10 protein-coding genes and 2 tRNA genes are annotated in these 12,886 nt (G+C 58.2%); 5 read left to right on the top strand and 7 right to left on the bottom strand.

All coding sequences use genetic code 11. From position 1 onward, the window contains the following. Positions 1-2 precede the first annotated feature (2 nt). Complete coding sequence (locus tag MRX98_RS02060) at positions 3-239, bottom strand: HypC/HybG/HupF family hydrogenase formation chaperone (RefSeq protein WP_246902591.1); 237 nt, start codon at positions 237-239, stop codon at positions 3-5. 39 nt (positions 240-278) lie between these two features. Beyond that, positions 279-764, bottom strand: coding sequence for a hypothetical protein (locus MRX98_RS02055; protein WP_246902589.1), 486 nt, complete (start codon positions 762-764; stop codon positions 279-281). A 162-nt stretch (positions 765-926) separates the two neighbouring features. Between MRX98_RS02055 and MRX98_RS02050 the strand changes: the two genes are divergently transcribed. The 4 genes from MRX98_RS02050 to MRX98_RS02035 all read left to right on the top strand — a co-directional run bounded on the left by MRX98_RS02050 (position 927) and on the right by MRX98_RS02035 (position 3,033). Further along, positions 927-1,012 (top strand) — tRNA-Ser (locus MRX98_RS02050). 124 nt (positions 1,013-1,136) lie between these two features. Further along, positions 1,137-1,229 (top strand) — tRNA-Ser (locus tag MRX98_RS02045). Positions 1,230-1,516: 287 nt separating this feature from the next. Continuing rightward, entirely contained in the window at positions 1,517-2,113 is a 597-nt protein-coding gene (locus MRX98_RS02040; protein WP_246902587.1) for a type IV toxin-antitoxin system AbiEi family antitoxin domain-containing protein, read from the top strand. Then, positions 2,110-3,033 (top strand): nucleotidyl transferase AbiEii/AbiGii toxin family protein, encoded by a 924-nt coding sequence (locus MRX98_RS02035; RefSeq protein WP_246902585.1) that lies wholly within the window; start codon positions 2,110-2,112, stop codon positions 3,031-3,033. Before MRX98_RS02040 ends, MRX98_RS02035 begins: the two co-directional genes overlap by 4 nt. A gap of 41 nt (positions 3,034-3,074) precedes the next feature. On the opposite strand, the gene MRX98_RS02030 is transcribed toward MRX98_RS02035, so the two are convergent. Further along, positions 3,075-3,575 carry a cyclic nucleotide-binding domain-containing protein gene (locus MRX98_RS02030; protein ID WP_246902584.1) on the bottom strand — a complete coding sequence of 167 codons (501 nt, stop codon included), beginning with the start codon at positions 3,573-3,575 and terminating at the stop codon, positions 3,075-3,077. Between the two features lie 584 nt (positions 3,576-4,159). Between MRX98_RS02030 and sat the strand changes: the two genes are divergently transcribed. After that, positions 4,160-5,434: a sulfate adenylyltransferase gene (sat, locus tag MRX98_RS02025; RefSeq protein WP_246902582.1), complete on the top strand. Its 1,275-nt coding sequence runs from the start codon at positions 4,160-4,162 to the stop codon at positions 5,432-5,434. Positions 5,435-5,621: 187 nt separating this feature from the next. Here the strand turns inward: sat and qmoC are convergent, their stop codons facing one another. The 4 genes from qmoC to aprA form a co-directional block, all read right to left on the bottom strand. Further along, positions 5,622-6,773 carry a quinone-interacting membrane-bound oxidoreductase complex subunit QmoC gene (qmoC, locus tag MRX98_RS02020; RefSeq protein ID WP_246902580.1) on the bottom strand — a complete coding sequence of 384 codons (1,152 nt, stop codon included), beginning with the start codon at positions 6,771-6,773 and terminating at the stop codon, positions 5,622-5,624. Between the two features lie 71 nt (positions 6,774-6,844). Next, positions 6,845-9,181, bottom strand: a complete 2,337-nt coding sequence (locus tag MRX98_RS02015; protein ID WP_246902578.1) for an FAD-dependent oxidoreductase — start codon at positions 9,179-9,181, stop codon at positions 6,845-6,847. Positions 9,182-9,191: 10 nt separating this feature from the next. Then, on the bottom strand, positions 9,192-10,469 hold the full coding sequence (locus tag MRX98_RS02010; RefSeq protein ID WP_246902576.1) for a CoB--CoM heterodisulfide reductase iron-sulfur subunit A family protein: 1,278 nt from the start codon (positions 10,467-10,469) through the stop codon (positions 9,192-9,194). Between the two features lie 389 nt (positions 10,470-10,858). After that, the gene (gene aprA, locus MRX98_RS02005; protein ID WP_246902574.1) at positions 10,859-12,838 is read right to left on the bottom strand and encodes an adenylyl-sulfate reductase subunit alpha; all 1,980 of its coding nucleotides are present in this window, start codon (positions 12,836-12,838) and stop codon (positions 10,859-10,861) included. Positions 12,839-12,886 lie beyond the last annotated feature (48 nt).

Genomic DNA, 12,886 nt, shown 5'->3' with positions numbered 1-12,886 from the left:
GGTCAGGCCGGCGGATCGTCTTCGGCCGCGGCGGCCGCCTGGCGCAGCAGATCCAGGGTTTCCAAGGCGGCCTCGGCATCCAGGATTTGAATGGCATAACCGGCATGCACGATGACGTAGTCGCCCACTTGTGCGTCTTCCAGGAGGATCAAACTGGTTTGGCTCTGGACACCGGACACTTCGATGGTGGCCGTTTGCCCATCAATGCGGATGATGCGGGATGGAATGGCAAGGCACATGGTCGGGTCCTGGGCGATGGGGACGGGAGCAAAGCCTTGTCAGGCGCTGTCGTCACCATCGTCGGAATCGTCGTCGGCGACCTGAAGCGTCGACTTGAGCTCCTTGAGCACCTTGTCGTCTTCGAAATCGTCGTCGTCGGCATCTTCGTCATCATCCAGCAGTTCGTCCACATCCACATCCTCTTCCACATCTTCCGGGGACTCTTCGCCGGGCAGGACGATGTCCTGGTTGAACAGCTCCTTGTCATCGAAAAAGAGCTCTGCCGAAGGGTTGCCGTCCTCGGCGAACAGGCCGGTGATGGCTTCGGCGATGGCCTGGGCGAACAGGGTCGGCGGATACATGTTGTTGGTGCGAATGGCGTTGATGACGGCCTGTGCATCTTCCTGCAAGGCCACCTTGATCTTTTCCAGAGGGTAGAACTCCTCGCACAGCAGGGACATCATTTCCTTGTCGAGCTCGGCGTATTCACGCACGATCAATTTCTGTTGCTCGTCGTCCCGGATGATGGCGTACTTTTGTTTCATGCTGGATCTCCTTAAAAACCCCATGGTTGGGGCAACCGTTGGCGGCCAACTAATCACCAATGGGGCGCGATGTCAACTACCAAATGGCATCCCCTCACCATTGGCCGCATAAACCTGTTGACCATACAGGGCCTTGATGTTAAAAGCGAACCAATTTTCGAGGGAGGGATGGCCGAGTGGTTTAAGGCGGCGGTCTTGAAAACCGTTGAGCGAAAGCTCCGTGGGTTCGAATCCTACTCCCTCCGCCAGTTCTTGAATTTCGTTGCATCGTTAAGCAATCGATTCGCGACGGCGGTTAGCGGGCGCGAACCGGCCCCATGGCCGCAGGATGGATGGTTTGACCGTTCAACGAAATTCAAAAAAACAGAATACGGAGAGATGGCCGAGTCGGCTGAAGGCGCTCGCCTGCTAAGCGAGTGTGGGGGGAAACCTCCACCGAGGGTTCGAATCCCTCTCTCTCCGCCATTTCAACAAGTTAAGCCACCTTGCGCCTCAAAAAATGGTTTCTTCAGGCATTCGTACAGCGAATCAGACGTGGCGATAGCGTCCGCCTGATTCCCCCTCCTGTTCGTTTTCGAGTTTCCCGAAAGTCCACTCTTTGACCAACATTGTTTCTTCCGATTGCAGTTCTGATTGGAAATTTTTGTGGCCCGTATTGATGCAAGCAGGGGGATTGGCTTGACCGCCAACGCAAATGTTGCAAATCCTCGTCACTTGTGTATATTTGAATAGGATTTGCACAAGGAGATTCCATGCGTCGACAACAGCAGATACTGGAACTTGCCAGGGAAAAAGGGATTATCCGGGCCGAGGACGTCGAGGCGGTGGGGATTTCCCGAAACTACCTGTACCGAATGCACAAGGAAGGTCTGCTGGAGAAGAGCGCTGTGGGACTCTACACCCTTCCGGAAGCGCCCGTGACGGAGTGCTCATCTCTGGCGGAGGTTGCGAAAAGGCTGCCTCACGCCGTCGTTTGTCTCATTTCCGCCCTGAGCTACCATGAGGTGACCACCCAGATTCCCCACGAGATATGGCTGACCATCCCGAGAGGCTCATGGCGGCCGGATGTGAAATACCCACCGCTTAACCTGACCTATGTTTCAGGCCCAGCCTATTCGTTCGGTATTCAGGAGCATGTCATCAACGGTGTGGCGGTTAAAATATACAGCCCTGCCAAGACGGTGGCTGACTGCTTCAAGTTTCGAAACAAGGTCGGTCTGGATGTTGCCCTTGAAGCGCTCCGCGAAGCATGGCGTTCACGTAAGGTCACCATGGATGAGCTGGTCGAAGCTGCCGGAGTCGACCGAGTGTCGAAAATCATGCGCCCATATCTGGAGGCGACTGTATGAACCGGAACAACAAAAACGATGCTCATTCAATCTTTCGGCGGCTGCTGAACCGCGCTAAAACCAACAATGAAGATTTCAATCTTTTGCTTTCCCGGTACGGCATGGAGCGATTGCTTTACCGGCTCAGCGTCTCGCCTCACAATGACCGGTTCGTTCTAAAAGGAGCCAGTCTGTTTCTGGTCTGGAAAGGACGGAATTACCGTGTCACCAGGGATGCGGATCTTCTGGGATTCGGCAATGCCGAGATCGAACAGCTCGCGAACGTGTTCCGCAAGATCTGCCGCGTCGAGTCTCAGGGAGACGGCATGATCTATTTGCCGGAATCCCTGAGTGCGGAGGAGATCCGCGAAGACCAGGAGTACGACGGTGTGCGAATCACCTTGATCGGTATGCTCAGTCGGGCCCGGATTCCTCTCCGGGTCGATATCGGCTTTGGGGATGCGATAACGCCGGCCCCTGAAAAAATCGAGTATCCGACCCTTTTTGACGCGCCCTCACCGCTTTTGAAGGCTTATCCCCGATATACGCTGGTGGCCGAAAAGGTGGAAGCAATGGTCAAACTCGGTCTGGCGAACAGCCGGATGAAGGACTTTTATGATCTCTGGCTGGTCTCGAGGCTCTTCTCGTTCGAGGGGAAGGTGTTGCAAAATGCGCTGGAGAATACCTTCGGCCGGCGGCGCACGACATTTCCGGCGTCAACACCCTTTGCGTTCACGCCCGCTTTTTACGCCGATCCTCAGAAAACAGTGCAATGGAAAGCCTTTGTCAAAAAGTCAAAGCCCGACATTCCGATTGTCGATCTGTCTGCCGTTATCGCCGACGTCGTTGTCTTCATTCTGCCTGTCATCGACAGCTTGAAATCGAATATTTCATTTGAAAACGAATGGTTGCCTGACAGGGGGTGGCGTATCCGGTCGTAAGGGCATGTGTCAGGTGCATCCCTCTCTCTCCGCCATCCTTCTCACCTCCGCTTCTTTTTCAGCCTTTCGATCTCTTCCTTGGCCTTCAGGTATCTGTCGGTGGTGATCCGCAACCGCTTGGCCAGCACCTCGGCAAAGCCGCGGAAGATCAAGTAGCGGAAAACATAGCGGTTTTCAGTGGGGAGCCCGTCCACATGGGACATGTTGATCTTGAGGCAGATGGTTTCGTCCAGGGCATAAACCGATACCGCCTGTTCTCCCGTTTCGATATTGCCCACCGCGCCGAACACATCCCCGGTGCGTTGCAGCGTGGCCAGTTCCGCCCCTTTTTTGACAATACGCGCGCGCCCCGAGATCAAATAGTAGATCCAGCCTTCGTAATCCCCTTCGTCGACAATCAGCGCGCCCGGATCGTAGCGGACGATCTTGCTGATGCGCAGCAACTGCTTGAGGTCCTGCTCGTTCAGCGGTTCCAGGGCGGGCAAGGTTTTGATTTTGGCCAAAATTTCGGATTTGTTGGCCTGCTTTGAGCGACCCGTCATGAAGACGCCTCCTTGCGTGCACCGTTGGTTATTGCGCATCCATAGCACAACCCGGGGAAATTGACCACAACGGGTGCGGGCCCTCGCGGGCCAGTTTTAAGTTTTAAGTTTTAAGTGTTGATGGCCTCGTAAAAAGTCCCAAAAACGGTGTTTTTGCAAATTGCCATCGTATAAATTTAGGTACTTACAGCGTCGAAAATTGAAAATTCCGACTTTTTACGAGACCATCAAGTGTTAAGTTGAAGGAATTCTGTCGTTTAGATGTGTGGGGGGGTTGGCCCCGCTAACGCCTTGCCGGTGGCGATGGTGAAGCTCATGACCTCTTGTTGCTGCGCAAAACTGGCAACCAGTTGCCGGTGCCACTCGCGCAAAACTGAACTGAATCGATTTCGATTTCAGTTTCGATGATGCCGGTCACTAAAAGTGCACCATGCGCTTTCGGGATTGCCCGCCTGCGCCGGAATAAACTTGACAAAAACCCGGTTCCCCGTTAAAGATACGCCTTTGCATCAGAGTTGCCCTACTATGCCCTGAAGGTGGTCCTACCTACTGAAATCAATATAAAAGCGAAAGGAGATCAACAGATGTCAAAACTCATTCCTCCCCATGGCGGCAAAGGCTTGACCATTTGCCTGCTGGAAGGTGCTGCGCTGGAAGCCGAAAAGCAAAAAGCGGCGGGCCTCAAGAAAGTCACCATTTCGCCCCGCATCAAAGGCGACCTGATCATGATCGGTATCGGCGGCTTCAGCCCCCTGACCGGCTTCATGACCCAAGCCGACTGGAAAAGCGTGTGCGAAAACTACACCCTGGCCGACGGCACCTTCTGGCCGGTCCCGGTGACGCTGGACGTGAGCAAGGCCGATGCCGATGCCATCAAGGAAGGCGAGGAGATCGCGCTGTACGACCCTGAGGGCGACGAGATCATGGCCACCATGAAGGTCACTGAAAAGTTCGCGATGACCGAGGCCAACAAGAAGTGGGAATGCGAAAAGATTTTCATGGGCGAAGGCACCCCAACCGCCGAGGAGTTCTGGAAAATCGCCGAAGACGATCACCCCGGCGTGCAGATGGTGATGCAGCAGAAAGAGGTCAACCTGGCCGGTCCGGTGAAGGTGCTCAGCGAAGGGGACTACCCCACCCGTTATAAGGGGGTCTACCATCGCCCGGCGGAATCCCGCGCCATCTTCGAAGAGCGTGGCTGGGCCGAAGTGGCCGCCCTGCAGTTGCGCAACCCCATGCACCGCTCCCATGAGTACCTGTGCAAGATCGCTGTGGAGGTGTGTGACGGCGTTTACATCCACTCCCTGGTCGGCAACCTGAAACCGGGCGACATTCCCGCCTCGGTGCGCGTCAAGTGCATCGACGCCCTGGTAAAAGGCTATTTTGTGGAAAAGAACGTGGTCCAGGGCGGTTATCCGCTGGACATGCGTTATGCCGGTCCGCGTGAAGGTCTGCTGCATGCCACCTTCCGCCAGAACTACGGCTGCTCCAAGATGATCATCGGCCGCGATCACGCCGGTGTGGGCGACTTTTACGGCATGTTCGAAGCCCAGACCATCTTCGACAAGATCCCGACCCCGTCCGAACCGGGCAAGGCGCTGCTGTGCTCCCCGTTGAAGATCGACTGGACCTTCTACTGCTACAAGTGCGACGGCATGGCCTCCCTGCGCACCTGCCCCCACGGCAAGGAAGACCGCGTGCTGCTCTCCGGCACCATGCTGCGCAAGCTGCTCAGCGAAGGCGGCAATTTGCCCGATCACTTCGGCCGTGACGAGGTCGTGGAGATCCTGCGCGCGTACTATGAAGGGTTGACCGAAAAGGTGGCCATCAAGACCCACAAGGCCGCAACGGGTGATTAATCCTCCGTAAAGTCAGGAACAAGTAAAATCAGAATGGGGAAGGTGCCGCGCACCTTCCCCATTTTTGTGGTCGCGCGCCCTAAACCTGCACCATCCTTTCAGGCACGCATTGTTGGATCTTGCCACAAATAAAAACGGGGCATTGCCGGTTCTTTTTCGGCAATGCCCCGTTTTTAAATAGTACTTGCTACTTGCGTCCCGACCACTCCAGGTAAGTCATGGCCACGGTGCGATAGACCAAGTGGGCCAGTTTGGAGAAGGGGGTGTAGGCGAAAAGATACCACACGAACATCAGGTGGACGAAATAGATGAAATAGGAGACGCCCGCCAGGCCGCCCAGGCGGGTCAGCTGGGCCAGCATGCCGGTGACGCCCAGGCCGAAGACCAGCCCCAGCAGCCACCAGTCTTTATAGCTGCTGACCTGCTCCTTGTTGGACAGGCGCTGGATGATCATCATGCCGGAGCCGATGATCAGGGCGATGCCGCCCACGTTGGCCAGCCATTTGACCGGGTTGAGTTGTGAGTAGGGTCCATGCTGGCCGAAGATGTACAAGGACACGAAAAAGATGTTGGTGACGATGAACAGGGCGATGAAACTGAACAGCACCATCATGTGAGGCGTGGCCCGCTCCTTGTTTTCACCGCACTCGGTGAACTTCTTGTGCTGCAAAATGGTGGGCACCGTCCGGACCAGGGCCTGGACGAATCCGACCGGGTCGATCTTCTCCTTGGTGGTTTTGCCCTCCAACAGCGCATTGGCGTGAATATCGGCCACGAACCGCTTCAGGCCGAGGGCGAAAACGACGACGGCGAAGAAGAAGGTGGGGATGAAGATGATGTCCACCAGCCAGGTGCTGAAGAAGTTGGCGTGCACGATGGTGTCGCCGCCGGGCCGGAAGTTGAGCCACTGGACGCCGAACAGGATGTTGCACAGAAAGCCCACCACCAGGAAGAGCACCGCCGGCAGCAGTGCCAGGGGCACCAGCTTCTTGGGATCGTTGACCGACTTGGCCAGGATTTTGGGGGCGCCGTATTCGCTGATGGCGTAGGCCCGCAAGGCGCCCAGCACGTCGCCGGGTTTGGCGCCCCGGGGGCACAAGGCGGTACAGTCGCCGCAGTTGTGACACAACCAGATGTCGGCGCTGCCCACCAGGCGATCCTTGAGCCCCCAGGAGGCGGCGATCATCTCCTTGCGGGGAAAGGGCTTGGTGTCGGGGCTGATGGGACATGCCACCGAGCAGGTGGCGCACTGGAAGCACTTTTTCAGGTCCTGCCCGCCCAGCTGGGACACTTCCTTGATAAAGCCGACATCGGGGTCGACAAAATAGCTATCGGACATGCGATTTCCTCCTATGTGGATCCATTCAAAGGTTCATTGAATGATGTTTGTCCGTCCATCAAGCGGCGGTGTTAGAAACCCTTGAAGGGGTTCGGGCCCAGTGCCTCGATGGATTCCACGAATTCGTTGATCAGTTGGGGTGCCTTGTCGTATTCGTCGATGGCGATGTCGAACTGGGCCACCCGCTCCATTTCCAGGGCCAGGCTGGCCAGCGCATCGCCGATCTTCTTCATGCGGATGCTGGCCAATTCACTGCCTTTGACGAAATGGCACTGGTAGTCGTCCCCATGCTTGCAGCCCATCAGGAACACGCCGTCCATGCCTTGGGACAGGGCATCCTTGATCCAGATCACGTTGACCGAACCGAGGCAGCGAACCGGTATCAGGCGCACGTCCGCCGAATAACCGATCCGGTTGAGGGCCGCGATATCCAAGGTGGGGTAGGCGTCGTTCTCGCACACCAAGCCCAGGATGCGCATGGGTGGTTCGGAGTAATCGTCTTCCGAGGGCACCTTGATGGCTTTGACCATGGAGCCGATGCTGTCGATGTTGTAGTCGGCAAAGCCGATGATCCGCTCGGGGCAAGCGCCCATGCAGGTGCCGCAGCGGCGGCAGCGGGTGGGGTTGGGCTTGGGCGTCCCCTTGGCATCGTCATCCAGGGCGCCGAAGGGGCACTCTTCGGTGCACCGTTTGCACTGGGTGCAGCGCTGGAAGAAGAAGTCGGGGAAGGTCATGTCGCCGGAGCGGGGGTGAACCGCAACACCGCGGTTGGACGACTCGATGCACTGAATCGCCTTGAGGGCGGCGCCGGCGGCGTCTTCCATGGCTTCGTCGGTGGTCATGCTGCGGCGGACGGCGCCGGCGGCATAGATGCCGGTGCGCTGGGTCTCGTAGGGAAAGCAGATGAAGTTGGAGTCGCAATAGCCGTTGAACAGGTCGTTATCGCGGAAGGCCGGGCCCTGGCGATAGGCCATGTTGACCACCGGATCGTCCTTGGTGGCCGGCACCATGCCGGCGGCCAGGACCACCAGGTCCGCCTTGACCTTGAGCTGTTCGCCCAGCAGGGTGTCGGAGGCTTCGACCACCAGGGCGTTGCCGCTCTTGGTCACGCTGAGCACGTTGCCCTTGGTCATGAAAATGCCCGGATCCTGCTGAATGCTCTTGTAGAAATTCTCGCTCAGGCCCGGTGTGCGCATGTGCTGATAGAAGATGAAGGCCTTGCCGTCCGCGTAATCCTCGCGTACGTACTTGGCCTGCTTGAGGGCCACCAGGCTGGTGACGGCGCCGGCATAGTCGAAGTCGCTGTCATCTTCCCCCTTGCCGGGGCTCTGCACGAAGACCACCGACTTGGCTTCCTTGCCGTCCGAGGGGCGCAGAATGCGGCCCTTCTTGGCCAGGGCTTCGAAATCGGCGTTGGTGATCACATCGGGAATGGCGCCGTAACCCAGGTGGGCGTATTCGTCGCCCTTTAGTTTGGCCGGACGCCAACCGGCGGCCAGCACCACGGCGCCGTAAAGCTCGCCGTTGGGGTCGAGGGTGAGGATGTCCTTGCGCCCTTCGTTGTACTCCAGGTACTTGGCGTGCAGCGTCTCGGCATCCAGTTCCTTGCCGCTTTCGTCCACCTGCATCTCAGGGGGCAGCGGATAGGGCACGTCGAAATCGATTTTTTCGCCGGGCTTTTTGAAGGTCACCGTGAATTCGCCCGGTTGCCCTGCCAGGCGGGCCACCACCGTGCCGGTTTTGACGGTGATGTTGGCATTGGCTTTGACGGCCTCGATCTTCTTTTGCACCATTGGCGGGATCAGTTGATCATAGGGATCGGCCACCGGCAGCTGGCTGCGCCAGGTGAGGGCCGCGCCGCCCAGTTGGTTCTCTTTTTCCACGACAGTGACCTGGAAACCGGCGTTGGCCGCATCCAGGGCCGCGCTCATGCCGGTGATGCCGCCACCGATGACCAGGATCTTGCGGGAAATATTGTCCAGAACATAAGGTTCGGGCAGCTTGACCTTCTCCACGCGGGCCATGCCCATGCGAATGTAGTCTTCGGCCATCATCTGCACGCGGTCGTAATTGTCCTCATCCCCCTTCTCTTCCTCGGTGAGGGCCGGGTACTTGTCCCGCGGATGGGACCAGACCACGCCTTCGCGCAGGTTGACGCGATCGATGATGCAGCCGTCGAAACGGAAGGTATCGTAATGCACCCGGCGCGAGCAGGCGCACAGGATCAGGGTGTTGACGCCGTCCGCGATCTCCTTTTGCAAGAAGGCGACACCGTCGGGGCCGCACATGATGGGATGGGTTTTGGCCGTCAGCCCTTCATCGTCGGCGACGGCCTTGAGGGCCGCGACGTCCAGGGAGTCGCCGATCCCGCAACCTTCACAAATATAGACACCATACTTTTTATCCATGGATGACCTCCTACTTCCTTGCCAAGGTTTGGATGGCTTTCAGGGCCATGCCGGTCGCGTTCTGGTTGGATGAGACCACATCGGCCGGCTTGTTGGCACATCCCGCGGCAAACATACCGCCCTGCTCGAAATCATTGATGATGAACCCGTCGGCGTTGTACTTCAGGTCCGCGGGCAGTTTGGCATTGGCGGCCGTCGGTTGCATGCCGGTGGCAAGGACCACCAGGTCCACTGTCTGTCGCATCTTTTCGCCGGTCACGGCGTTTTCCGCCACCACGGTCACGGCCTTGGAGGCCGGATCTTCCATCACTTCGGCGACCTTGCCCTTGATGAAATGGACTTTCGCGTCTTCCTTGATGGTTTTGTAGAATTTCTCGTAGCGTTGGCCCGGCGCGCGCAGGTCGATGTAGAAGATGTGGATTTCGGCATCGGGATAGCGTTCGCGCACGTAAGTGGCCTGCTTGAGGGAGGCCATGCAGCAGATGTAGGAACAGTAGGGCAGATGATTTTCATCCCGCGAGCCGGCGCACTGCACGAAGGCCACGCTCTTGGGTTCCGCATCGTCCGAAGGCCGGACGATTTTGCCCTTGGTGGGGCCGTTGGGGGCCGCCAGGCGTTCCATCATCATGTTGGTGATGATGTTGTCGTACTGGCCGAAGCCCAGGTTGTCGATCTTTTTGGCATCGTAGGGCTCCCAGCCGGTGGCCCAGACGATGGCGCCGGCCTGCAGATCGAAGGTCTTGGGTTTCATTTCCAGGTCGATGGCGTCGTACTTGCACGCCTCTTTGGCCTTGCGGGCGTCGTCGGTGCCGATGATCTGGGGCGACAGCACGAAGCGGGCCGGAAAGGCCATTTCAAAGGGCAGGTAGGCCCCCTTGCGGGTGTTCATGCCGAAATTGTAATCGTCGCTCAGCTCGGTGCCGCAGGCCTCGGCGCAAGCGCCGCAACAGGTGCACTTCTCGTTGACGAAGCGGGGATTGATCCGTACCGAGACCGTGTAGTTGCCCGGCGTGCCTTCCACCTTCTCCACCTCGGCCAAGGTGAGCACCTTGATACGGGGATTGTCCTTGATGCGACGAAAGTTGATCTCCAGGCCGCAGGTCGGTGGACACAATTTGGGGAAATACTGGTTCAGCTGGGCCACCCGACCGCCCAAATAGGAGTTTTTCTCCAGCAGGTAAACTTCGTACCCCACTTCGGCGGCTTCGATGGCCGTGGTCAAGCCGCTGATGCCGCCGCCGACCACCACAATGCTTCCACCTGCGGGGGCTTTGGTTTCACTTGTCATGCTGTCCCTCCATGCATTCAAGATTTGGTAAGAATGGTTCGGACCCGCCGCGGGATGCGGCCCTCAGGCGATACCCTTGAATCCTGAACCGTGCAGTTGAATCCTGGGGGTGTTGCCCAAAAAGCGGTGCTCCAACATTCAACTTCACGTTTCAGGGGATGCCAGGCACCCACGATCCAGGGTGCGCCGCCACCTGCTGCGGCTCAAAGGGAATATCGCCTGAACCGGATAGGCGCGGCAGGCGTCGGTATGCGTTTTTGTTGGGTGCCCGGTGGGACCTGGCTGCGTGCCGCCTCGATCCGATGGGCACCACTTACGAAAAACCTCCAGGCGCCAGGCGCCTGGAGGTTTTATGTGTCAGCACTCAGTGCACAACAGACACCTGCCCATTAGTCCGGAATGATCTTGATGTAGTCTTTCTTGAAGACATCCCATTCCTTCTTCGCCGGATCGTACTTGGAGTTGACGAAGCAGAACCAGTTGGCATCGTCCTGTCCGGGGTAGTCGGACTGATAGTAGAAGCCCGGGTAGCGGGTCTCTTTGCGGAACTGGATGTGCCGCAAGTGGGCCTCCACCGTCCAGATGCGATGCTCGATTTCCCAGGCCCGCATCAGTTCATGCAGGTCGCCGGCAGCCATCTTTTCGCAATCTTCGCGCATGGTGCCCAGCAGATCCATGACGATCTCCAGGTTCTTGCTGCTGGTCAGGTAGTAGGTCGCCGTGCCGGCCCCGTACTCGTGGGTGGCCTTCATCAACCGGTACATCATGCCGTTGGGCTTGATGTAGTTGGGGTTGATGTCCTCGGCGGTGGTGTAAGCGACGTTGTCCAGGTAGGTCCGGACCGGTTTGTAGATCAGGTCCACCAGCTCTTCCTTGGACTGCTTCAGGGTCGGGGTGAAATCGGCATGGTCCTTGGCGTAACGGACCATCGCCTTGGCGGTGATGCGACCCTCGGCATGGGAGCCGGAGGAGAACTTGTGACCGGAGCAGCCCACGCCGTCGCCGGCGGTGAACAGACCGTTGACGGTGGTCATGCGGTTGTAAACCTTGCCGTTGTCGGCCTTAACTTTATATGCATCCGGAATCCAGTCGAAATCGGGACCGGAGGCCCACAGGCCGCAGCAGCCGGAGTGGGAACCCAGCAGGTACGGTTCGGTCGGCATGACTTCGGAATTTTTCTTCTCCGGTTCGCAGTCCTGGGCACACCACAGGTTGGCCTGACCACAGGTCATGTCGAGAAAGTCTTCCCAAGCTTCGGACTCCAGATGCTTGAGCTCCTTCTTGTCCATGGTCTTGCCGAGCTCGTTCAGCGCGGTGACGGTGTCCATGATGATCGGGCCGCGGCCGGCCTTCATCTCGAACAGCATCAAGTGGTTGCGCAGACAGGTCGGGGTGATGGCGGCGGTGCCGTAAGGTGCATAGTTTTCCAGCTCCTTCTTGGCGGCATCGCTGGCGGCGAAGTTCTCGCCCAGGCCGTTGAGGGCCTTGGCCTTGAACAGCAGGAACCAGGCGCCCACGGGGCCGTAACCGTCTTTGAAGCGGGCCGGGGTGAAACGGTTTTCCATCATGCTCAGCTCGGCGCCCACCTTCATGCACATGGTGTAGGTGGAACCGGCGTTCCAGACCGGGTACCAGGCGCGGCCCTTGCCCTCGCCCACCGAACGCGGCTGGTAGATGTTCACCGCGCCGCCGCAGGCGACCATCATGGTTTTGCACTTGATGATGTAGACTTTGTTCTCACGCACCGAAAAGCCGACGGCGCCGGCGATGGTGTTGGGCTTGTTGGCGTCCAGCAGCAGCTCGACGATGAAGCAGCGCTCGATGATGTTGTCGTCGCCCAGGGCTTTCTTGGCGGCCTCGGCCACGACGCGCTTGTAGGACTCACCGTTGATCATGATCTGCCATTTGCCGGTGCGGACCGGCTTGGCGCCCGATTTCAGGGTGCCCATCTTCTGGCCTTTTTTACCGTCGAGGTTCTTGCCCTCTTCGGATTTCTTCCAGATCGGCAGGCCCCACTCTTCGAACAGGTGAACCGAATCGTCCACGTGGCAACCCAGGTCGAAGATCAGGTCTTCGCGCACCAGGCCCATCAGGTCGTTGCGCACCATGCGGACATAGTCATCCGGCGTGTTGTCGCCGATGTAGGTGTTGATGGCGGACAAGCCCTGGGCCACGGCGCCGGAACGTTCCATGGCGGCCTTGTCGCACAGCAGCACGGTCTGGCCGGGCTGCAGCCATTTTTTGATCTCAAAAGCGGTACCGCAGGCAGCCATGCCTCCGCCGACGATCAGGATGTCCACTTCGCGCTCTTCCACCGCTGGGTCCCGGACGGCCTTGAGTTCACCCTTGGGTTTATTCGGAATTGCCATAATCTATCCTCCTAAATGATGAGTTCGAAAAGTTTCGTTCATTCAAAT

Source organism: Desulfatitalea alkaliphila (assembly GCF_022968795.1).
GTDB lineage: Bacteria > Desulfobacterota > Desulfobacteria > Desulfobacterales > Desulfosarcinaceae > Desulfatitalea > Desulfatitalea alkaliphila.
The sequence above is the reverse complement of the archived record's forward strand: the minus strand, read 5'-3'. Positions and strand labels throughout refer to the sequence as shown.